Below are 20,968 nucleotides of genomic sequence, written 5' to 3'. Positions count from 1 at the left end.
CGATGGGTCAGAAGGTTAATCCAATTGGTCTTCGTGTCGGTATTATCCGCGACTGGGAATCTCGTTGGTTCGCTGAGAAAGATTATGCTACGTTATTACATGAAGACATCAAAATCCGTGAGTACATTACTGTACGCTTAAAAGATTCTGCTGTTGCTAAAGTAGAAATCGAACGTGCAGCAAATCGTGTAAATGTTACAATTCACACTGCAAAACCTGGTATGGTAATTGGTAAAGGTGGTACTGAAGTTGAAGCGCTTCGTAAAGCTCTTAACCAATTAACAGGCAAGCGTGTACACATTAACATTTTAGAAGTTAAGAGAGCTGATCTTAACGCTAAATTAGTAGGCGAAAACATCGCTCGTCAATTAGAAAACCGTGTATCATTCCGTCGTGCACAAAAGCAAGTTATTCAACGTGCTATGCGTGCAGGAGCAAAAGGTATTAAAACACAGGTTTCTGGTCGTCTTGGCGGAGCTGATATCGCTCGTGCAGAATCTTACAGTGAAGGAACTGTTCCACTTCATACACTTCGCGCTGATATTGACTATGCAGCAGTTGAAGCTGATACAACATACGGTAAATTAGGCGTAAAAGTATGGATCTACCGTGGAGAAGTCCTTCCTACAAAAAAGAAAGCTTCTGAGGAAGGAGGAAAATAATATGTTAATGCCTAAACGCGTAAAATATCGTAGAGAGCATCGTGGTAAAATGCGTGGTCGTGCAAAAGGTGGAACTGAAATTGCTTTTGGTGAATTCGGTTTACAAGCACTAGCTGCTTCATGGATTACAAACCGTCAAATCGAAGCTGCTCGTCGTGCAATGACTCGTCACATGAAACGTGGCGGTAAAGTATGGATTAAAATTTTCCCTTCTAAACCTTACACTGCAAAACCTCTAGAAGTACGTATGGGTTCCGGTAAAGGGGCACCAGAAGGCTGGGTAGCAGTAGTAAAACCTGGGAAAATTATGTTTGAAATTGCGGGTGTATCTGAAGAGGTAGCACGCGAAGCATTACGTCTTGCAGCTCACAAATTACCAGTGAAATGTAAATTCGTAAAACGTGAAGTAAATGGTGGTGAATCTAATGAAAACTAATGATATTCGTGAATTAACCACTGCCGAAATCGAAACAAAAGTTAAAGCTTTAAAGGAAGAGTTGTTTAATCTTCGCTTCCAACTTGCTACAGGACAATTAGAGAATCCAACTCGCATCCGTGAAGTACGTAAAGCGATTGCTCGTATGAAAACTGTAGTTTGTGAAAGAGAGATCGGAATTAATCGATAAATTGAGGGGAGGTTTGCATAGTGAGCGAACGTAACCAACGCAAAGTTTATACTGGTCGTGTTGTTTCTGACAAAATGGACAAAACGATTACAGTTTTAGTTGAAACTTACAAAACTCATTCCTTGTACGGAAAACGTGTTAAGTATTCTAAAAAGTATAAAGCCCATGATGAGCAAAACCAAGCGAAACTTGGCGATATCGTTAAAATCATGGAAACTCGCCCGCTTTCTGCTACTAAGCGTTTCCGTTTAGTTGAAATCGTTGAAGAAGCGGTTGTTATCTAAATAGACGAATCGGAATTTTTAGTCCGAAGGGAGGTTTCATAACATGATCCAACAAGAATCTCGTTTGAAAGTTGCTGACAACTCTGGTGCCCGCGAACTTTTAACAATTAAAGTATTAGGCGGCTCTGGTCGTAAATATGCTTATATTGGTGATATTATCGTTGCTACGGTAAAACAAGCAACACCAGGTGGCGTTGTTAAAAAAGGTGACGTTGTTAAGGCAGTAGTGGTACGTACGAAGAGCGGAGCTCGTCGTCCGGACGGTTCTTACATTAAATTTGATGAAAACGCAGCGGTTATCATCAAAGACGATAAGAGCCCACGTGGTACTCGTATCTTCGGACCAGTAGCTCGTGAATTACGTGATAGCAACTTCATGAAGATCGTTTCTTTAGCTCCAGAAGTTCTATAATTTAAGGTATTGCCTTGCTAAGGAGGTGCAGAATTAAGATGCATGTAAAAAAAGGTGATAAAGTTCAGGTAATCACTGGTAAAGACAAAGGAAAACAAGGCGTTATCCTTGTGGCTTTCCCAAAGCAAAACCGTGTTATCGTTGAGGGTGTAAACATCGTTAAAAAACACTCTAAGCCATCTCAATTAAATCCACAAGGTGGAATTATTACGAAAGAAGCACCTATTCACGTTTCTAATGTTATGGTATTAGATCCGAAAACAGGCGAACCTACTCGCGTAGGCTTCAAAGTAGAAGATGGTAAAAAAGTTCGTATTGCAAAAAAATCTGGTGAATTATTAGATAAATAATTTTCTTAAGAAAGGAGGTCACTTCATTGAATCGCCTTAAAGAGAAGTTCCAAAAGGAAATTACTCCTGCTCTAATGAGCAAGTTTAACTATAAATCTGTGATGGAAGTACCGAAAATCGAAAAGATCGTAATCAACACTGGTGTTGGTGACGCGGTATCTAACTCAAAAGCTTTAGACAATGCAGTAGAAGAATTAACGCAAATCGCAGGTCAAAAACCTGTTGTAACTCGCGCTAAAAAATCAATCGCTGGTTTCCGTCTTCGTGAAGGTATGCCAATCGGTGCGAAAGTAACTTTACGCGGACAACAAATGTATGAGTTCTTCGACAAATTAGTATCAGTTTCTTTACCACGTGTACGTGATTTCCGTGGTGTTTCTAAGAAATCATTCGATGGTCGTGGGAACTACACATTAGGTGTTAAAGAGCAACTAATTTTCCCTGAGATTGATTATGATAAAGTAAGTAAAGTCCGCGGTATGGACATCGTAATCGTTACTACAGCGAAAACTGATGAAGAAGCTCGTGAACTTTTAACACAATTCGGTATGCCATTCCAAAAATAATGGAAGCCAACGCTAAGTAGAGGAGGCGAAAACGTGGCTAAAAAATCTATGATCGCGAAACAAAAGCGTACTCCTAAGTTTAAAGTACAAGAGTATACACGTTGCGAACGCTGCGGTCGTCCGCATTCTGTATACCGCAAATTTAAGCTTTGCCGTATTTGTTTCCGTGAACTTGCATATAAAGGTCAAATTCCTGGTGTTAAAAAAGCTAGTTGGTAAAACCCACAAATGGGAAGGAGGTAAAACACATGGTGATGACAGATCCAATTGCAGACATGCTTACTCGCATCCGTAATGCGAACATGGTACGTCATGAGAAATTAGAGGTTCCTGCTTCTAAAATCAAAAAAGAGATCGCTGATCTTTTAAAACGTGAAGGTTTCATTCGTGATGTAGAATACATCGGGGATAACAAACAAGGTATCCTTCGTATTTTCCTGAAATATGGTGCAAACAATGAACGTGTAATCACTGGATTAAAACGTATCAGTAAACCTGGCTTACGCGTTTACGCAAAAGCTGATGAAGTACCTCGTGTACTTAACGGATTAGGTATCGCTCTTGTTTCTACATCTAAGGGAGTAATGACGGACAAAGACGCTCGTCAATTACAAACTGGTGGAGAAGTAGTAGCATACGTTTGGTAATATATATTTAAAACGAACGGAGGTGTGACCACATGTCTCGTATTGGTAAAAAGATTCTTGAAATCCCTGCAGGTGTTACTATTACAGTTGCAGAAGACAATACTGTAACAGTAAAAGGCCCTAAAGGTGAATTAACTCGTACTTTCAAAACTGATATGTCTATCAAAATTGAAGAAAATACACTAACAGTTGAGCGTCCATCTGAACAGAAGGAACACCGTGCATTACACGGTACAACTCGTGCTTTAATCGGAAACATGGTTGAAGGTGTAACTACAGGTTTTGCACGCGGACTTGAATTAGTCGGTGTTGGTTACCGTGCTCAAAAACAAGGTGATAAACTTGTTTTAAGCGTAGGTTATTCTCATCCAGTAGAAATGACTCCAGAAGCAGGACTTGAAGTTGAAGTACCTGTACCAACTAAAATCGTAATTAAAGGTATCGACAAGCAACGTGTTGGCGAATTTGCTGCTAACATCCGTGCTGTACGTGCTCCTGAACCATATAAAGGTAAAGGTATTCGTTACGAAGGCGAAGTTGTTCGTCGTAAAGAAGGTAAAACTGCTAAGTAAACCCGTTAGGTGAAAGAAAGGAGTGACAAGAATGATCACTAAAGCTGCTAAAAATGCGACTCGTAAGAAAAGACATGCACGTGTACGTGCTAAACTTACTGGTACTGCAGAACGTCCACGTTTAAACGTGTACCGTTCTAACCAACATATTTACGCTCAAGTTATTGATGATGTAAATGGTGTAACATTAGTAAGTGCATCTACTCTTGATAAAGACCTTGCTCTTAACGGTACTAGCAATACTGAAGCTGCTACGAAAGTTGGAGAATCAGTTGCTAAGCGTGCTGTAGAGAAAGGCGTTAAAGAAGTAGTATTTGATCGCGGTGGTTACTTATACCATGGCCGTGTTAAAGCTCTAGCTGAAGCTGCTCGTGAGGCTGGATTACAATTTTAATGGTCAAAGGAGGGAAAATTGATGCAACGCATTGACCCAAGTAAATTAGAACTTGAAGAACGTGTAGTTACGATAAATCGTGTCGCGAAAGTTGTTAAGGGTGGTCGTCGTTTCCGCTTTGCTGCACTAGTTGTAGTTGGCGATAAAAACGGTCATGTTGGATTCGGTACTGGTAAAGCACAAGAGGTACCAGACGCAATCCGTAAAGCTATCGAAGACGCTAAGAAAAACCTAATCGCAGTACCATTAGTTGGTACAACAATTCCACATACAATCAACGGTCATTTTGGAGCTGGTGAAGTATTCTTAAAACCTGCTGCTGAGGGTACTGGTGTTATTGCTGGTGGACCTGTTCGTGCGGTACTAGAATTAGCTGGTGTACAAGATATTCTTTCGAAATCTCTTGGTACTAACACACCAATCAACATGATTCGCGCTACTGTGAACGGATTAAGCGAACTTAAGCGCGCTGAAGATGTTGCAAAATTACGCGGTAAATCTGTAGAAGAGCTACTAGGTTAAGGAGGGAAAACAAATGGCGAAAAAGTTAGAAATTACCCTCACTCGTAGTGTAATTGGTCGTCCACAAGATCAACGTGCGACGGTAGAAGCTTTAGGTCTTAAAAAGTTGAATTCAACTGTAGTTAAGGAAGAAACTCCTGCTATTCTTGGTATGATCAACAAAGTTTCTCACCTTATAACTGTAAAAGAAGCTTAAGGATAACTCATTAATATAAGGAGGTGCCTGGGAATGAAACTTCATGAATTAAAACCTGCAGAAGGTTCTCGTAAAGTACGTAACCGTGTCGGTCGTGGTATCGGTTCTGGTAACGGTAAAACTGCTGGTAGAGGTCATAAAGGACAAAACGCACGTTCTGGCGGCGGTGTTCGTCTTGGCTTCGAAGGTGGTCAAACTCCACTATTCCGTCGTTTACCAAAACGCGGCTTCACAAACATTAACCGTAAAGAGTTTACTATTGTAAACTTATCAACGTTAAATCGTTTTGAAGATGGTACAGAAGTAACACCTGAATTATTGCTGGAAACTGGCGTTATCAGCAAATTAAACGACGGTGTTAAAATTCTTGCAAGCGGAGCAGTAGAGAAAAAATTAACTGTTAAAGCGCACAAGTTCTCTTCAAGTGCTAAAGAAGCAATTGAAGCAGCTGGCGGATCAGTTGAGGTGATCTAATGTTTCGTACAATCTCCAACTTTATGCGCGTTGCTGAGATAAGACGTAAAATATTATTCACTTTAGCGATGTTAGTCGTATTCAGGATTGGCACGTTTATCCCAGTGCCATTTACAAATGGAGACGTACTGAAAGCACAAGATCAATTAAATGCCTTAGGTATCCTAAATACATTTGGCGGTGGCGCCTTGAAGAACTTCTCCATCTTCGCGATGGGAATCATGCCGTATATTACAGCATCCATCATCGTGCAATTATTGCAGATGGATGTTGTTCCTAAATTTTCGGAATGGTCGAAGCAAGGCGAAATGGGCCGTCGTAAACTAACGCAATTCACGCGTTACTTTACAATTGTTCTTGCGTTTATTCAGGGGTTTGGTATGTCAATCGGTTTTAACGGTATGGTAGGTGGGCAATTAATTTTGAATCCAGGTTGGAGCACTTATTTATACATTGCTACGGTACTGACTGCTGGTACTGCATTTTTAATGTGGTTAGGTGAACAGATTACTGCTAAAGGTGTAGGTAATGGTATTTCCATTCTTATCTTTGGTGGTATTGCCGCAGCGATCCCAAGTGTTATATCTCAAGTGTATCAACAACAGTTTCAAAATATCGGAGATCAATTGTTCATGAGTATCGTTAAAGTTGCATTGATTTTACTAGCTGTGCTAGCAGTTATTGTTGGTGTTATTTTCATTCAACAGGCTGTTAGAAAGATCCCAATTCAATACGCGAAGCGTGTAACAGGAGGGAATGGGAATCATGCTGGAGCACAAAACACTCATTTACCACTTAAGGTAAATAGTGCGGGTGTTATTCCAGTCATTTTTGCTGTTTCATTCTTAATTACGCCCCCAACTATTGCACAGTTCTTCCCGAAACATGATGTATCGCAGTGGATTATTGCAAACTTTAACTATTCTCACCCAGTGGGAATGATCATATATGTTGCGCTCATTGTGGCCTTCACATACTTCTATGCATTTGTTCAGGTTAATCCAGAGCAAATGTCAGAGAATCTAAACAAGCAAGGTGGATATGTTCCAGGTATTCGTCCGGGTAAGAATACAGAACAATATCTAACAAAAATCTTGTATCGTTTGACCTTTGTGGGATCAATTTTCCTAGCAGCGATTGCAATCTTACCAGTTATCTTTACGAAATTGGGAAATCTTCCTCCATCTGCACAGATTGGCGGAACGAGTATGTTAATCGTTGTCGGCGTTGCTTTAGAAACAATGAAGCAGCTAGAAAGCCAATTAGTAAAACGCCATTACAAAGGGTTTATCAAGCAGTGAGTAAGTGGGAAGAATTATCTTCCCTACATGCTCATGTACTGAGGGGGAACAAGGATGAACTTAATTTTAATGGGGCTTCCTGGTGCTGGTAAAGGTACACAAGCCGAACAGATTGTTGCCAAGTATAACATCCCTCACATCTCAACGGGAGATATGTTCCGTGCAGCTATGAAGGCTGAAACTGAACTTGGTTTACAAGCAAAATCTTTTATTGATAAAGGTGCGCTTGTTCCAGATGAAGTTACAATCGGAATTGTTCGTGAACGTTTAAGTCAAGAAGACTGTATTAAAGGATTCTTATTAGATGGTTTCCCACGAACTGTTGCACAAGCATCAGCTCTTGAAGAGATTATGAAAGATCTTGGCAAAAAAATCGATTATGTTTTAAACATTAATGTGGATTCAGGGTTGTTATTAAAACGCCTTACAGGTCGTCGCATTTGTAAAGAGTGCGGTGCGACTTACCACTTAGAATTCAATCCGCCAGCAAAAGCTGATGTGTGCGATAAATGTGGTGGCGAATTATATCAACGCTCTGATGACAATGAAGAAACTGTAGCAAATCGTTTAGATGTAAATATTAAGCAAACAAAACCTTTGCTTGATTTCTACGAGGAGCTTGGCTACTTACAAAGCATTAATGGTGAGCAAGGTATCAATAAAGTATTTGCTGATATCGATGTTCTCATCGGAGGCTTAGCGTAATGATCATCTGCAAAACTCCTCGCGAGATAGAAATCATGCGAGAAGCTGGCAGGATCGTTGCTTTAACTCATCAAGAGTTGAAGCAACATATTACTCCAGGAATTACAACGAAAGAGCTCGACCAAATAGCGGAAAAGACGATTCGAAAATATGGTGCTACGCCATCTTTTAAAGGATACAACGGATTTCCGGGGAGCATATGTGCTTCTGTAAATGAAGAGCTTGTACACGGGATTCCAGGGAAGCGTAAGCTCGAAGAGGGCGATATCATCAGTATCGATATTGGTGCGAAATACAATGGGTACCATGGAGATTCTGCATGGACGTATCCAGTTGGAAACATTTCTGAATCTGTTCAAAAGCTACTTGATGTCACAGAAAAATCGTTGTATCTTGGTCTAGAACAAGTAAAACCAGGCGAAAGATTATCAAATATCTCGCATGCGGTTCAAACACATGCGGAAGAGAATGGGTTCTCGATCGTTAGGGAGTATGTTGGTCACGGAATCGGGCAAGACTTACATGAGGACCCTCAAATCCCGCACTATGGTCCACCAAATAGAGGCCCTAGATTAAAGCCGGGAATGGTCATCTGTGTTGAGCCGATGGTGAATCAAGGAAGACGATATGTAAAAACACTATCTGATGACTGGACAGTGGTAACGGTAGATGGTAAATGGTGTGCACACTTTGAGCACACGATTGCTCTTACAGAAGCAGGATACGAAATCCTTACCACTTTATAAGTAGCTGGCTCTCCGGGATTTCAGAGCAGTGTAAAATGTTACTGATTTGAAGAAGGGAGAACTATTGAATGGCTAAAGATGATGTAATTGAAGTCGAAGGTACCGTTCTTGAAACGTTGCCAAATGCTATGTTCAAAGTAGAATTAGAGAATGGGCATGTCGTATTGGCTCACGTTTCTGGTAAAATCCGTATGAACTTCATTCGTATTTTACCAGGAGACAAAGTTACGGTAGAATTATCTCCGTACGATTTAAATCGTGGTCGTATTACGTACCGTTTTAAATAATATAGCACTCCGTAATCTTTAAGGAGGTTCGAGACATGAAAGTAAGACCGTCAGTTAAACCAATCTGCGAAAAATGTAAAGTTATTCGTAGACGTGGAAAAGTAATGGTTATTTGTGAAAACCCTAAACATAAACAAAAACAAGGTTAATCAGAAGGAGGTGCATTCAGAATGGCACGTATCGCAGGTGTAGATATTCCTCGTGACAAGCGCGTTGTTATTTCTTTAACTTACGTATTCGGCATTGGTCGCCCAACTGCTGAAAAAATTCTTACAGAAGCTGGTATTTCTTCGGAAACACGAGTTCGTGATTTATCGGAAGATGAATTAGGACGTATCCGTGATATCATCGATCGTATTAAAGTTGAGGGAGACCTTCGTCGTGAAGTATCTCTTAACATTAAACGTCTAATGGAGATCGGTTCTTACCGTGGTCTTCGTCACCGTCGTGGTTTACCAGTTCGTGGTCAAAACTCTAAAAATAATGCTCGTACACGTAAAGGTCCACGTCGTACAGTAGCAAATAAAAAGAAATAATAAGTAAAGGAGGTTGAACTAACAATGGCACGTAAAACAAACACTCGTAAAAAACGTGTGAAAAAGAATATTGAAGCTGGTATAGCTCATATTCGTTCTACTTTCAACAACACAATCGTAACACTTACAGATACTCACGGTAACGCACTTTCTTGGTCTAGTGCTGGTGCACTTGGTTTCCGTGGATCTCGTAAATCTACTCCATTCGCTGCGCAAATGGCTGCTGAAGCTGCTTCTAAAGTTGCAATGGAGCATGGTTTAAAAACTTTAGAGGTTACTGTTAAAGGTCCTGGTGCTGGTCGTGAAGCTGCAATTCGTGCTCTTCAAGCGGCAGGTCTAGAAGTAACAGCAATTAGAGATGTTACTCCAGTTCCTCATAATGGATGTCGTCCACCAAAACGTCGTCGTGTGTAATTTTTCTGTATAGAATTTTCCCTTTTGTCTATAATGGATATGATGCATTATCGAGAAATTTCGTACAGAAACATCGCTTGTTGTGCACAATCGGGAACTGCCTAAGGGGGACTTTCGGTTAAACAGAGGTTCTTCCTTTGTTTAACCGGGGTTTCGACGTTTTGAAGGAGGGTTTAGTTAATGATTGAAATCGAAAAACCGAAAATCGAAACGGTTGAACTTAACGAAGATGCTAAGTATGGCAAATTTGTGATTGAACCGCTTGAGCGTGGATATGGTACTACTTTGGGTAACTCCTTACGTCGTATTCTTTTATCCTCACTCCCTGGTGCCGCTGTAACTGCTATCCAAATCGATGGCGTTTTACACGAATTTTCAACAGTTGAGGGCGTAGTAGAGGATGTTACTACGATGATCTTAAACTTGAAAAAGTTAGCTCTTAAAATCTACTCTGAAGAAGAGAAGACGTTGGAAATCGATGTACAGGGCGAAGGTATTGTCACAGCTGCTGATATTACTCACGATAGTGATGTTGAAATCTTAAATCCAGATTTACACATTGCAACGTTAGCAAAAAATGCGCATTTCCGCATGCGTTTAACTGCAAAGCGTGGCCGTGGGTATACGCCAGCTGTTGCAAATAAAAGCGAAGATCAACCAATAGGAGTAATTCCTATTGATTCTATTTATACTCCAGTATCACGTGTGACTTACCAAGTGGAAAAGACACGTGTCGGACAAGTGGCTAATTATGATAAGCTTACGCTTGATGTATGGACGGATGGAAGCATCGGGCCAAAAGAAGCTATCTCTTTAGGTGCCAAAATCTTAACTGAGCATTTAAATATCTTTGTTGGTTTAACTGACGAAGCACAAAATGCTGAGATTATGGTCGAGAAGGAAGAAGATCAAAAAGAAAAAGTTCTAGAGATGACTATTGAAGAACTGGATCTTTCTGTTCGTTCTTATAATTGCCTAAAACGTGCAGGAATTAATACTGTACAAGAGCTTGCGAACAAAACAGAAGAAGATATGATGAAAGTTCGTAACTTAGGACGTAAATCCTTAGAAGAAGTTAAACATAAACTTGAGGAATTAGGTTTAGGTTTACGTAAAGACGACTGAGGATTTAAACCCATCAACAAAGGAGGGAACTACGAATGGCATACAGAAAATTAGGCCGTACAAGTGCGCAACGTAAAGCTATGTTACGTGATTTAACTACTGATTTAATTATCAACGAGCGCATCCAAACGACAGAAACTCGTGCAAAAGAACTTCGTTCTGTAGTGGAAAAAATGATCACTTTAGGTAAACGCGGAGATCTTCATGCTCGTCGTCAAGCAGCAGCTTTCATCCGTAATGAAGTTGCTAACGCTGAGACTGGTCAAGATGCACTTCAAAAATTATTCGCTGATGTAGCTCCACGCTATGCTGAGCGCCAAGGCGGATACACTCGTATTGCAAAAATTGGTCCACGTCGCGGAGACGCAGCACCAATGGTAATTATCGAGTTAGTATAATGATGATTAAAAGGGCAGGACAGTTCTTTTCAAGTAACTGGTCATGGCCCTTTTTTTTTAAGTATAAAAAAATAGGCTAACTTGGCGAATGAAAGGGTGCCTTGTATTGAAAAAAGAGAAACTTCGGACAGAAAATATATCATTTCAATATCCTGGGGCAGCCTCTTATGCATTAAAAGATGTTTCGTTTTCCTTATATGAAGGAGAATGGGTATCTGTTATTGGACAGAATGGTTCCGGGAAGTCTACACTTGCAAAATTATTGAATGGCTTATTTTTACCGAAATCAGGGACAATTACTTTAAATGATACAATGATTTTATCAGAGGAAACAGTATGGGATGTTCGAAAGCAAATTGGGATGGTATTTCAAAATCCAGATAATCAATTTGTTGGAACGACAGTACAAGATGACGTTGTATTCGGCCTAGAGAACATTGGAATGCCAAGGGAGCAGATGATAGAAAGACTAGAACAAGCTCTGCAACTTGTCCGTATGGAAGATTTTTTAAATGAAGAACCCCATTCGTTATCTGGTGGACAAAAGCAGCGAGTCGCAATAGCAGGTGTTTTAGCCCTTCAGCCATCTATTTTAATACTAGATGAAGCAACTTCAATGTTAGACCCTCAGGGGAGACGTGAAGTAGTAGAAACGGTCAGACAACTTGTTAATCAAAAGGGTATTACGGTGTTATCGATTACGCACGATTTAGAAGAAGCGGCACAGTCAGACCGTATTATTATTTTGAACAAGGGAGAAATATTAGAGGAAGGTACTCCAGAGCAAATTTTCAAATCCTCTCATATGCTCCAAGAGATTGGATTAGATGTACCTTTTTCGGTGAAAATAGCAGAATTATTAAAAAGAAATGAAATTCACTTGCAAAATACGCATCTTACAATGGAAAGCTTGGTGAACGAACTTTGGAGATTACATTCCAAAAAGTAGAACATCGTTATCAATATAAAACTCCATTTGAAAGACGTGCACTTTATGATGTAGACGTGTCGTTTCCAAGTGGGGGCTATTATGCCATTATCGGTCATACTGGTTCAGGTAAGTCGACGATGATTCAACATTTAAATGGTTTATTGCAGCCGACAAATGGTACGGTTCAAATTGGTGAACATTTAATTTCAGCAGGGAAGAAAGAGAAGAAACTTAAGCCGCTACGAAAAAAAGTAGGGGTTGTCTTTCAGTTTCCAGAACATCAACTATTTGAAGAAACAGTTGAAAAGGACATTTGTTTTGGACCTACTAATTTTGGTGTATCTGAAGAAGAGGCAAAACAAAAGGCGAAAGATGCAATCCAGCTTGTTGGATTGGACATAGAGTTATTAGCACGTTCTCCGTTTGAATTAAGCGGTGGGCAAATGAGGCGTGTTGCAATAGCGGGCGTACTTGCGATGGAACCCGAAGTGCTTGTATTAGATGAACCTACAGCAGGGCTTGATCCGAAAGGACAGCACGAGCTCATGGAGATGTTTTACAATTTGCATAAGGAACAGGGGCTTACAGTCATTCTTGTTACCCATAATATGGAAGATGCCGCTAAGTATGCAGATCAAATAGTGGTCATGCATAAAGGAACGGTCTTTTTGCAAGGAAGAGCAGAGGAAGTATTTTCACATGCTGATGAATTAGAACAAATCGGTGTGGATCTTCCAATGTCTTTAAAGTATAAACGTGCAATTGAAGAGAAGTTTGGTATTTCAATTTCGAAGGCTACCTTATCTTTAGAGGATCTTACTCATGAAGTTGTACAGGTGTTACGAAAAGGTGGTCATGAATCATGCAGCAGTTGATTATTGGGAGATATATTCCAGGTCAGTCACTCATTCATCAACTTGATCCTCGTACGAAGCTGTTGATTGTCTTTTTATATGTATTTGTTGTTTTCTTAGCAAATAATGCGATTTCATATGGATTTTTATTTTTATATGCACTCATTGCTTTATTTTTTGCAAAAGTGCCGATTCGTTATGTACTTTCGGGCTTAAAACCAATTTTATGGATTTTTCTTTTTACATTTTTCCTGCATATTTTTACAAATAAAGAAGGGGAAGTACTATTCCAGCTTGGTTGGTTTTCGATACATGAAAAAGGATTAGAGCAAGGAATCTACATTTCTATACGATTTTTCGTTATTATTTTAATGACGACATTATTAACGTTAACAACGACACCAATTGAGATTACAGATGGTTTAGAGACGTTATTAAAGCCGTTGAAGCGTATGAAAGTTCCTGTTCATGAAATCGCATTAATGATGTCAATTTCTCTTCGATTTATCCCCACTTTAATGGATGAAACGAGTAAAATCATGAAAGCGCAGGCGTCACGTGGTATTGATTTTGCTGGGGGACCGATAAAAGATAGAATGAAAGCTATTATCTCACTACTCGTTCCACTATTTATCAGTGCTTTTAAGCGTGCAGAGGACTTAGCGATTGCGATGGAAGCTCGTGGATATAAAAGTGGCGAAGGACGTACTAAATTTAGGCAACTACGCTGGAAAATAAGTGATACAGTAACAATTGTAAGCTTACTTTGTTTAGCTTGTATTTTGGCATGGGTGCGGTCGTAATGGAGAATAGAGAAATGGAAAGAATAAAATGTACAGTTGCATATGATGGCATTCATTTTTGTGGTTACCAAATTCAACCACAGCATCGTACTGTTCAACAAGAAATAGAGAAAGCATTGCAGAAGTTGCATAAAGGAGAACTTGTTCGTGTGCAGGCATCAGGCAGAACGGATTCTACCGTTCACGCCAAAGGACAAGTGATACACTTTGATACACCTTTGTCTCTTGAAGAGTGGCAATGGAGTAATGCTTTAAATACAATGTTGCCGGATGATATTGTTATCAGGCAGGTAGAGAAGAAAACAGAAGAATTTCATGCACGTTACGGTGTCGAGAAAAAAGAATATCGCTATCGTGTATTATTATCAAAGACTGCGGATGTATTCCGTAGAAATTATGTATATCAATATCCATATCCGCTCGAAATAAACTCTATAAGAAAAGCGATTCCTTATTTTATTGGAACGCATGACTTTACTTCTTTTTGTTCGGCAAAAACTGACAAAAAAGATAAAGTGCGAACAATTTATGAAATCGAATTAATTGAGCAAGATGATGAATTAATTTTTCGCTTTGTAGGTAATGGATTTTTATATAATATGGTCAGAATTATTGTTGGTACGTTACTTAGCATAGGGCAAGGAAAGCTTGATCCTGATAGCATTCCAGAGATTTTAGCGAAACAAAATCGCCAGTTTGCTGGAAAGATGGCTCCAGGGCATGGACTTTACTTATGGCAGGTAAACTATAACAACTAATCCTGGTGTAACATTTGCTTGACATTAGAAACTCAAAAGTATATCATAACATATGGTATTGTTTCTAAAACCACGATTAGCCCCGGAAGGAAATCGTGTTTAAGATAAACAATAGATTTTTTCTATGGAAAAGATAACGAGGAGGGAAACACATGCGTACGACTTTTATGGCAAAAGCTAACGAAGTTGAGCGTAAATGGTATGTGGTTGATGCTGAAGGTCAAACTTTAGGTCGCCTATCTACTGAAGTAGCATCCATTTTACGTGGTAAAAACAAACCTACATTTACACCACACGTTGACACGGGTGATCATGTAATTATTATTAACGCTGAGAAAATTCATTTAACAGGTAATAAATTAAACGATAAAATTTACTACCGTCACACTAACCACCCAGGTGGACTTAAGCAAAGAACAGCTCTAGAAATGCGTACAAACTACCCTGTACAAATGTTAGAGCTTGCAATTAAAGGCATGCTTCCAAAAGGACGTTTAGGACGTCAAGTGTCTAAGAAATTAAACGTGTATGCTGGAGCAGAGCATCCACACCAAGCACAAAAACCAGAAGTTTACGAACTTCGCGGATAATTAATTAAAGGAGGGCTTACTTTGGCACAGGTTCAATACTATGGCACTGGACGTCGTAAGAGTTCAGTAGCGCGCGTACGCCTAGTTCCAGGCGAAGGACGCGTTATCATTAACGGTCGTGATTTTGAAAACTATATCCCATTTGCTGCATTACGTGAAGTAGTGAAACAACCTCTAGTTGCAACAGAAACTTTAGGTAACTACAATGTACTTGTAAACGTAAATGGTGGTGGATACACTGGTCAAGCTGGTGCTATTCGTCACGGTATTTCTCGCGCTTTATTAAAAGCTGACCCAGAATACCGTCTAACATTAAAACGTGCAGGTCTATTAACTCGTGACGCACGTATGAAAGAGCGTAAAAAATACGGTCTTAAAGGCGCACGTCGTGCACCTCAGTTCTCAAAACGTTAATTTTTGCGAACTTCAAACCCCAACCATTTTGGTTGGGGTTTTTTTATGTTTAATTCTTCTTCTGTAATTTTGTAGCTTGGAATATTTTAGTGCTACCGTCCTGCGTATGCTTCTTCTTTAGAAGTTTAGACTAATACGTATTAGGGAGGTTTATAAGTACTATGAATGTCATTGTCAGCTTACAAGAAAAACAAAAAGAAAAGCAGTTAAAATACGAGCGGAAGATGCTGCGAGAATTATCATTAAAAACATTGCGTTCAAATATTCGTGATGCTTTTCAGATGCAAGAACTTCATCGTCAGTATGAAGATTATTGTATTGAACTAGGGATAGAATCTTATTTATTAGGAGCGAGATACAGTAAATTTGGTTATCATGGTGAATCATTCTTTGATGTGAAATATAGGGCTTTAGAAGAAGAACAACAATTAACTGAAACGTTATTTCAATTTTTAACGAGTATGGCTATACGTGAAATTAAGTTGCAAGACGAGGAATTGCTTTTCGAATCTTGCCAGCAGTTTATCGGCTTGTGGTGGCAGGAAGGGTATGAAAAAGGCGAAAGAAGATATCGATTAAAGCTACACTAAGACAAGCATAAACTTTCCTCTTATCCCATATAAGTAATTAGAGGGACTAGCTGGAGGAGGAAAGGTATGAAGAGAATTCGAATTATCTCTTTTGCGCTCGCTGCGGTTGTTTTGTTTTTTTTAGTTAAACAAGAATTTCAAATTACAAAATCGTGGCGAGCTTGGAATTTACCCTTATCAGGGAAAGTGATTGTACTAGATGCTGGGCATGGTGGGCCAGACGGAGGGGCTGTTGGTGGAAAGGATATTGTAGAAAAAGATATTACGCTTGAGATTACAAAAAAGGTACAAGATTATTTACAAGAACAAGGTGCTTTAGTTATTTTAACGCGTGAAGGAGATTATGATTTAGCTAATAAAGATACAAAGTCATATAGTAGACGTAAAGCAGAGGATTTAAAAAAGCGTGTTGAGATCATTAATAAGCCTGATGTAGATTTTTTTGCGAGTATTCATTTAAATGCCCTAACTAGTAGCGGATCTAAGGGCGCACAAACGTTCTACTACCGTTCTTCGATTGAAAATGAACGGGCTGCGAAATTTATACAAGCTGAATTGAGAACAAGCTTAGAAAATACAAATCGTTCTGCTAAAACAATTCCTCACGTGTATTTATTGAAGTATGCCAAAAAACCAGGTGCTTTAATTGAGGCTGGCTTTTTATCGAATGTGAATGAAAGATATATGTTAAATTCGGAGAAATACCAGCAAAAAGTAGCGGCTGCAATATATCGTGGTATATTACGTTATTTTACGGAAAAAGGAAATCCTCCAGAATAAGGAGGATTTTTCGAGTTTCTCTCGTTAACGAAGTTTTCCGAAAATATGTTATACTGGAAATGTAAACGCATTTATTTCAAAAATAAAGAGAGATAAATTTAATTAACATTACGTTATTTTTCATACAGGGGGCTGGGCTAATTATGGTAACAAAAGAGCAGGTAGTGGAAGCATTGGAAGGGATTGTAGATCCGTTTATACATAAAACGTTAAAAGAAACAAATGCAATTAAAGAGGTAACAGTCAAGCCTGAGAAGGAACATGTAAGTGTTAAAATTGCAATTGTAAAGACAGGTACAGCGGAACAAATGCAGTTGCAGTCTGGAATTGTAAAGTTAGTAAAAGAACTTGGAGCAGCAACAGTTGGACTTCGTTTTGCAGAATTTACAGAAGAGGAATTAGCTCAGTTTGCACCACCGCAAGAGGAAGAGAAAAGTGAATCCTTATTATCGCCGAACTCAAATACAACATTTTTAGCAGTGGCAAGTGGAAAAGGTGGAGTAGGGAAATCGACTGTTTCTGTTAACCTTGCAATTGCTTTAGCTCGTTTAGGGAAAAAGGTTGGTATCATTGATGCGGATATTTACGGTTTTAGTGTACCGGATATGATGGGTATAGAAAAACGTCCAATCGTAAGAGGCGATAAGATAATACCAGTGGAGCGTCTAGGCGTGAAAGTAATCTCAATGGGATTCTTTGTAGAAGATAACGCACCTGTTATTTGGAGAGGGCCGATGCTTGGGAAAATGTTAAATCACTTTTTCACAGAAGTAGAATGGGGTGATTTAGATTATTTAGTATTGGATCTACCACCAGGTACGGGTGATGTTGCTCTAGATGTACATTCGATGTTGCCGGCTTGTAAAGAGATTATTGTAACAACGCCGCATCCAACAGCGGCATTTGTAGCAGCGCGCGCTGGAGCCATGGCTTTACGCACAGAACATAGTATTCTTGGTGTTGTTGAAAATATGGCGTATTTTGAAAGTAAAGCAACTGGTGAAAAAGAGTATGTGTTTGGGAGAGGTGGAGGAGATAAATTAGCTGCGGAACTTCAAACGGATGTACTTGGCAGAATTCCACTTCAACAACCTGATTGGAATAAAGAGGACTTTGCACCGTCAGTATATGAAGATACACATACAACGGGTCTTATTTATCGTACGATAGCTGAGACAGTTATTGATAAAACAGCTGTTACACAAAAATAAAGTAGTAATGAGTGGACAATATATACATTGTCCACTCATTACTATAATTTTTATTGTTGTTCTTTGTTCCCATCTTGAGAACCACCTGCACCTTTCTTATCAGACCCACCTTTTTCGGCTTTTTGTACACCTTTACTAATGATATCAATCATCTTAGCTTGGAAGAGTGGACTTTCGGCAGTTTCGGTTAGTACTTGCTGTAAATATTGACGATATTCTTTACTCTTCATTGTTTGTAACATAATTTTCTCTACTTCAGGATTTTTCATAATCTCTATAACACCTGATTGGTATTCAGGATCTTTTAGTAAAGTTTTCATTAAGTTTGTTTGTTCTTTTCCCATACTTTTAGCAAATTTCGATGAGAACTCAGGGTCTTTAAAGAGCTTTTCCCAGAATTGTTGCCCTTTTTCAGATACCATCGCATCTTCAATCGTTTTCTTTACTACTGTTTCATCTAGTATGAGTGCTTGTTTCATTTTTTCATCAGTTAATACATCTTGGATCGCTTTTTTTCCTTGATCGGTTTTTAAAATATCAACAATCATTTTTTTTGTTTGATCATAATCAAGTTCGGATTTTGCTTCTTTTTCTTGTGCACATGCCACTAGTGCTATAAATAGAAAAGAAGAAATCAAAACGAGTAGCATCCGTTTCATAAGTTGGAGCTCCTTTCAGCAAAGTTCTCTTTTTTTAATATAAATCTCTTTAAGGAATTTATACATTAACATGGCTAGCTTTTTGAAATTGTCATTGATACAATTTAATTAGAAATATAAGAATAATGGGGGATGTGTTGTGAATAGCCGCAAGTGGGTACGACTATTTTTTACGACGTTGTTTCTTGGTGGGATTAGCACAGTCTTTATTGGTTTTGTTTTAGAGTGGGACAAGTACGCTAAATTTTTTCAAAATTTCGACGGAAAAGAGATTTTAGCAATTTCTTTATGGTTGATGGGCGTAGGATTTATTTTTAGTGTTATAAGTCAAATGGGGTTCTTTGCGTATTTAACGATCCATCGTTTTGGATTAGGGATGTTTCGGTCATCTTCTTTATGGAATGCAGTGCAACTTTTCTTTATTGCGTTTGTATTGTTTGATTTCGTTTATTTAAGGTCAGTACTTATTGCAAATGGGGAAGTTTCATTAGGGAATAACATACTTGTTGCTGGGATGTTATTTGTGTTTGGGGCAATTGTCGCTTACATAAAGAGTAAAGAAACGAATAAAAAAGCATTTGTTCCCGCTCTGTTCTTTATGGTTGTTGTAACAATTCTTGAATGGGTACCAGCGCTCCGGATTAATGATACAGATTGGTTATATTTAATGGTGATACCACTTCTATTATGTAATGCATATCAGTTACTCGTATTACATCGTTTAATTAGACAAAAGAGTAAGTCAGCTTAATGAGGAGAGTGGATTTTTAATTAGCCAGATTCTTATCGTCTGTAAATACTAGGATAAAAAAGCTCTGCTATCTTAACGAAAGATAGCAGAGCTTTTATGTGTGAAGAACCGTGTGGAAAGGAACTACTTAATATCTTCACTTTTTGTACTAGTGTTGGATATAAGTTGCGATACAGATGTTTGTTCATATCCATCACTTTTTAATTTTTGTAAGAGTAGTGGTAAAGCTTTATTTGTTTGGAGGGCAGAATCGGAAGCGTGTAATAAGACGATATCCCCACCTTTTAAATTGCTAGAGACGGTGGAAACGATGTTATTTACGCCGGGATTTTTCCAGTCATTTGAATTGTTGCTCCAATGGACAATAGTGTATCCGAGTGATTCAGCTATTTTAAGGGTTGTTTTGTTAAAGTCTCCACTAGGTGGACGTAATAGCTTGACTTGTTTTACGCCAAGCTTCGTAAAAACATCTTGTGCCCGCAAAAGATCTCTTCGTATTTCATTTGCTTCTAGTGAAGTGTAGGACGTGTAATTATAGCCCATACTACCAATCTCGTGTCCATCTTTCATGATGCGCTCGACAATATCAGGGTGTCTTTCAGCCCATGCAGCAGAGAGGAAGAAGGTTGCATTCTTAATTTCTCTTTCTTTGAGTGTGTTAAGGATTGGAATAGCTTTTTGGTCTCCCCAACTAATGTCAAACGTGAATGCAACTTGTTTTTTTGCAGTGTCCCCTTTGTAAATCACTTTAGGGCCAGTAGCAGTTGAAAAAGCAGATTCATGTGAATATGTTTTTAAAAAGAGTAGCCATGCTGTAAATAAGGAAAGTACGACTATTAAGCTAATGTGTTTAAATGTTCTTTTACTCGTAATAAAAAAGAAAAACATAATATTACGCCCCTTTGTCCAATCCTTTTCAGTTACATATATGCTTTAAATTTAAAAAAGAGAACAAGGGATTAATATCGTAAGTGGTGGATATAATGAGTGATAGAATTTTGTTTTTTGATGATACAGTATTGATAATTGAAAATGAGTGGGGCGTTTATCGGTACACGTAAGGAGTTATTGGGGTGATAATTTGCTTGGGATTATGTTGACAAAGGAAGAGAAAAAAGAAATGGAATACATACTGAAGAGAGAGTTAGAGGAACTTTTATTTGATTTTGAAGATGAGCGTATACATAGCGTTGTAAAAAAGGCGATGGAAGAAAGGTATAAAATCATTTTTTGTTTATTTCGGAGAGTTGCTAATAGGGAAGAATGTATTCGTTATGTAAGAAAAAGAATTTTTTATTGAAAAGTATTGACGTTAAGAGTAAGTATATGATAAATTAATAAACGTCGCTGATGCAGAAACGCAGAAAACGACAAAAAAGAAATTGAAAAACTTAGTTGACATCGAAAAAT

The 20,968-nt window shown here is 38.7% G+C and carries 36 protein-coding genes; 34 read left to right on the top strand and 2 right to left on the bottom strand.

Features of this window, described 5'->3' with window-relative positions; all coding sequences use genetic code 11:
- The first annotated feature begins 2 nt into the window (after nt 1-2).
- From rpsC to FT637_RS25930, 32 genes are all read left to right on the top strand, one after another.
- Nucleotides 3-662 (top strand): 30S ribosomal protein S3, encoded by a 660-nt coding sequence (gene rpsC / locus FT637_RS26085; protein ID WP_002009771.1) that lies wholly within the window; start codon nt 3-5, stop codon nt 660-662.
- A gap of 1 nt (nt 663) precedes the next feature.
- Nucleotides 664-1,098 carry a 50S ribosomal protein L16 gene (gene rplP / locus FT637_RS26080; protein WP_002159603.1) on the top strand — a complete coding sequence of 145 codons (435 nt, stop codon included), beginning with the start codon at nt 664-666 and terminating at the stop codon, nt 1,096-1,098.
- Nucleotides 1,088-1,288: a 50S ribosomal protein L29 gene (gene rpmC, locus FT637_RS26075; protein ID WP_002091523.1), complete on the top strand. Its 201-nt coding sequence runs from the start codon at nt 1,088-1,090 to the stop codon at nt 1,286-1,288. Before rplP ends, rpmC begins: the two co-directional genes overlap by 11 nt.
- Before the next feature lie 20 nt (nt 1,289-1,308).
- Nucleotides 1,309-1,572, top strand: coding sequence for a 30S ribosomal protein S17 (rpsQ, locus tag FT637_RS26070; RefSeq protein WP_002091526.1), 264 nt, complete (start codon nt 1,309-1,311; stop codon nt 1,570-1,572).
- Between the two features lie 43 nt (nt 1,573-1,615).
- Nucleotides 1,616-1,984, top strand: a complete 369-nt coding sequence (gene rplN, locus FT637_RS26065; protein ID WP_002063420.1) for a 50S ribosomal protein L14 — start codon at nt 1,616-1,618, stop codon at nt 1,982-1,984.
- Nucleotides 1,985-2,022: 38 nt separating this feature from the next.
- Nucleotides 2,023-2,334 (top strand): 50S ribosomal protein L24, encoded by a 312-nt coding sequence (gene rplX, locus FT637_RS26060; protein WP_000558201.1) that lies wholly within the window; start codon nt 2,023-2,025, stop codon nt 2,332-2,334.
- Nucleotides 2,335-2,360: 26 nt separating this feature from the next.
- The gene (rplE, locus tag FT637_RS26055; RefSeq protein ID WP_002091528.1) at nt 2,361-2,900 is read left to right on the top strand and encodes a 50S ribosomal protein L5; all 540 of its coding nucleotides are present in this window, start codon (nt 2,361-2,363) and stop codon (nt 2,898-2,900) included.
- Nucleotides 2,901-2,933: 33 nt separating this feature from the next.
- On the top strand, nt 2,934-3,119 hold the full coding sequence (rpsN, locus tag FT637_RS26050) for a 30S ribosomal protein S14 (RefSeq protein ID WP_001085700.1): 186 nt from the start codon (nt 2,934-2,936) through the stop codon (nt 3,117-3,119).
- Between the two features lie 29 nt (nt 3,120-3,148).
- Complete coding sequence (rpsH, locus tag FT637_RS26045; protein ID WP_002091529.1) at nt 3,149-3,547, top strand: 30S ribosomal protein S8; 399 nt, start codon at nt 3,149-3,151, stop codon at nt 3,545-3,547.
- 32 nt (nt 3,548-3,579) lie between these two features.
- The gene (gene rplF / locus FT637_RS26040) at nt 3,580-4,119 is read left to right on the top strand and encodes a 50S ribosomal protein L6 (protein ID WP_002063425.1); all 540 of its coding nucleotides are present in this window, start codon (nt 3,580-3,582) and stop codon (nt 4,117-4,119) included.
- 31 nt (nt 4,120-4,150) lie between these two features.
- Complete coding sequence (gene rplR, locus FT637_RS26035; protein ID WP_002009761.1) at nt 4,151-4,513, top strand: 50S ribosomal protein L18; 363 nt, start codon at nt 4,151-4,153, stop codon at nt 4,511-4,513.
- 21 nt (nt 4,514-4,534) lie between these two features.
- Nucleotides 4,535-5,035 carry a 30S ribosomal protein S5 gene (gene rpsE / locus FT637_RS26030; protein ID WP_002063426.1) on the top strand — a complete coding sequence of 167 codons (501 nt, stop codon included), beginning with the start codon at nt 4,535-4,537 and terminating at the stop codon, nt 5,033-5,035.
- Nucleotides 5,036-5,048: 13 nt separating this feature from the next.
- The gene (rpmD, locus tag FT637_RS26025) at nt 5,049-5,231 is read left to right on the top strand and encodes a 50S ribosomal protein L30 (protein ID WP_001085231.1); all 183 of its coding nucleotides are present in this window, start codon (nt 5,049-5,051) and stop codon (nt 5,229-5,231) included.
- Between the two features lie 33 nt (nt 5,232-5,264).
- Complete coding sequence (gene rplO / locus FT637_RS26020) at nt 5,265-5,705, top strand: 50S ribosomal protein L15 (RefSeq protein WP_002009754.1); 441 nt, start codon at nt 5,265-5,267, stop codon at nt 5,703-5,705.
- Entirely contained in the window at nt 5,705-7,006 is a 1,302-nt protein-coding gene (gene secY, locus FT637_RS26015; RefSeq protein ID WP_002124688.1) for a preprotein translocase subunit SecY, read from the top strand. The genes rplO and secY overlap by 1 nt, the downstream gene beginning before the upstream one ends.
- Before the next feature lie 54 nt (nt 7,007-7,060).
- The gene (locus FT637_RS26010; protein WP_002175430.1) at nt 7,061-7,711 is read left to right on the top strand and encodes an adenylate kinase; all 651 of its coding nucleotides are present in this window, start codon (nt 7,061-7,063) and stop codon (nt 7,709-7,711) included.
- Nucleotides 7,711-8,457 carry a type I methionyl aminopeptidase gene (map, locus tag FT637_RS26005; protein WP_000582542.1) on the top strand — a complete coding sequence of 249 codons (747 nt, stop codon included), beginning with the start codon at nt 7,711-7,713 and terminating at the stop codon, nt 8,455-8,457. Before FT637_RS26010 ends, map begins: the two co-directional genes overlap by 1 nt.
- 68 nt (nt 8,458-8,525) lie before the next feature.
- Nucleotides 8,526-8,744: a translation initiation factor IF-1 gene (gene infA / locus FT637_RS26000; protein WP_001029884.1), complete on the top strand. Its 219-nt coding sequence runs from the start codon at nt 8,526-8,528 to the stop codon at nt 8,742-8,744.
- Nucleotides 8,745-8,779: 35 nt separating this feature from the next.
- Nucleotides 8,780-8,893, top strand: a complete 114-nt coding sequence (rpmJ, locus tag FT637_RS25995) for a 50S ribosomal protein L36 (protein ID WP_000868344.1) — start codon at nt 8,780-8,782, stop codon at nt 8,891-8,893.
- Between the two features lie 21 nt (nt 8,894-8,914).
- The gene (gene rpsM / locus FT637_RS25990; protein ID WP_193648750.1) at nt 8,915-9,280 is read left to right on the top strand and encodes a 30S ribosomal protein S13; all 366 of its coding nucleotides are present in this window, start codon (nt 8,915-8,917) and stop codon (nt 9,278-9,280) included.
- 24 nt (nt 9,281-9,304) lie between these two features.
- A complete protein-coding gene (rpsK, locus tag FT637_RS25985; protein WP_002009745.1) occupies nt 9,305-9,694 on the top strand; it encodes a 30S ribosomal protein S11 in 390 nt (129 codons plus the stop codon).
- Between the two features lie 180 nt (nt 9,695-9,874).
- On the top strand, nt 9,875-10,819 hold the full coding sequence (locus FT637_RS25980; RefSeq protein WP_002091540.1) for a DNA-directed RNA polymerase subunit alpha: 945 nt from the start codon (nt 9,875-9,877) through the stop codon (nt 10,817-10,819).
- Between the two features lie 35 nt (nt 10,820-10,854).
- Nucleotides 10,855-11,217: a 50S ribosomal protein L17 gene (gene rplQ, locus FT637_RS25975; RefSeq protein ID WP_002091542.1), complete on the top strand. Its 363-nt coding sequence runs from the start codon at nt 10,855-10,857 to the stop codon at nt 11,215-11,217.
- A gap of 106 nt (nt 11,218-11,323) precedes the next feature.
- Complete coding sequence (locus FT637_RS25970; RefSeq protein ID WP_193648749.1) at nt 11,324-12,166, top strand: energy-coupling factor ABC transporter ATP-binding protein; 843 nt, start codon at nt 11,324-11,326, stop codon at nt 12,164-12,166.
- Nucleotides 12,142-13,023: an energy-coupling factor ABC transporter ATP-binding protein gene (locus tag FT637_RS25965; protein ID WP_002113327.1), complete on the top strand. Its 882-nt coding sequence runs from the start codon at nt 12,142-12,144 to the stop codon at nt 13,021-13,023. The genes FT637_RS25970 and FT637_RS25965 overlap by 25 nt, the downstream gene beginning before the upstream one ends.
- A complete protein-coding gene (locus FT637_RS25960; RefSeq protein ID WP_105587636.1) occupies nt 13,011-13,805 on the top strand; it encodes an energy-coupling factor transporter transmembrane component T family protein in 795 nt (264 codons plus the stop codon). The genes FT637_RS25965 and FT637_RS25960 overlap by 13 nt, the downstream gene beginning before the upstream one ends.
- Nucleotides 13,806-13,819: 14 nt before the next feature.
- Nucleotides 13,820-14,563, top strand: a complete 744-nt coding sequence (truA, locus tag FT637_RS25955; protein ID WP_193648748.1) for a tRNA pseudouridine(38-40) synthase TruA — start codon at nt 13,820-13,822, stop codon at nt 14,561-14,563.
- A gap of 152 nt (nt 14,564-14,715) precedes the next feature.
- On the top strand, nt 14,716-15,153 hold the full coding sequence (gene rplM / locus FT637_RS25950; protein ID WP_001260795.1) for a 50S ribosomal protein L13: 438 nt from the start codon (nt 14,716-14,718) through the stop codon (nt 15,151-15,153).
- Between the two features lie 21 nt (nt 15,154-15,174).
- Nucleotides 15,175-15,567, top strand: coding sequence for a 30S ribosomal protein S9 (gene rpsI, locus FT637_RS25945; RefSeq protein ID WP_002009728.1), 393 nt, complete (start codon nt 15,175-15,177; stop codon nt 15,565-15,567).
- A gap of 161 nt (nt 15,568-15,728) precedes the next feature.
- On the top strand, nt 15,729-16,157 hold the full coding sequence (locus FT637_RS25940) for a DUF2521 family protein (protein ID WP_193648747.1): 429 nt from the start codon (nt 15,729-15,731) through the stop codon (nt 16,155-16,157).
- A gap of 66 nt (nt 16,158-16,223) precedes the next feature.
- Entirely contained in the window at nt 16,224-16,937 is a 714-nt protein-coding gene (gene cwlD / locus FT637_RS25935; protein ID WP_002113331.1) for an N-acetylmuramoyl-L-alanine amidase CwlD, read from the top strand.
- 143 nt (nt 16,938-17,080) lie between these two features.
- On the top strand, nt 17,081-18,148 hold the full coding sequence (locus FT637_RS25930) for a P-loop NTPase (protein WP_193648746.1): 1,068 nt from the start codon (nt 17,081-17,083) through the stop codon (nt 18,146-18,148).
- 50 nt (nt 18,149-18,198) lie between these two features.
- Here the strand turns inward: FT637_RS25930 and gerD are convergent, their stop codons facing one another.
- Nucleotides 18,199-18,807 carry a spore germination lipoprotein GerD gene (gene gerD, locus FT637_RS25925; RefSeq protein WP_193648745.1) on the bottom strand — a complete coding sequence of 203 codons (609 nt, stop codon included), beginning with the start codon at nt 18,805-18,807 and terminating at the stop codon, nt 18,199-18,201.
- A gap of 139 nt (nt 18,808-18,946) precedes the next feature.
- Here gerD and kbaA point away from each other — a divergent pair, with 139 nt between their 5' ends.
- Complete coding sequence (kbaA, locus tag FT637_RS25920) at nt 18,947-19,558, top strand: KinB signaling pathway activation protein KbaA (RefSeq protein ID WP_193648744.1); 612 nt, start codon at nt 18,947-18,949, stop codon at nt 19,556-19,558.
- Nucleotides 19,559-19,681: 123 nt separating this feature from the next.
- On the opposite strand, the gene pdaB is transcribed toward kbaA, so the two are convergent.
- Nucleotides 19,682-20,446 (bottom strand): polysaccharide deacetylase family sporulation protein PdaB, encoded by a 765-nt coding sequence (pdaB, locus tag FT637_RS25915; protein ID WP_193648743.1) that lies wholly within the window; start codon nt 20,444-20,446, stop codon nt 19,682-19,684.
- A 193-nt stretch (nt 20,447-20,639) separates the two neighbouring features.
- Between pdaB and FT637_RS25910 the strand changes: the two genes are divergently transcribed.
- On the top strand, nt 20,640-20,858 hold the full coding sequence (locus tag FT637_RS25910) for a hypothetical protein (protein ID WP_002139933.1): 219 nt from the start codon (nt 20,640-20,642) through the stop codon (nt 20,856-20,858).
- Nucleotides 20,859-20,968: the final 110 nt, after the last annotated feature.

The sequence above is a fragment of the Bacillus cereus genome, from assembly GCF_015071065.1.
Classification (GTDB): Bacteria; Bacillota; Bacilli; order Bacillales; family Bacillaceae_G; genus Bacillus_A; species Bacillus_A cereus_BA.
This window is presented reverse-complemented; position numbering and strand designations above follow the sequence as displayed.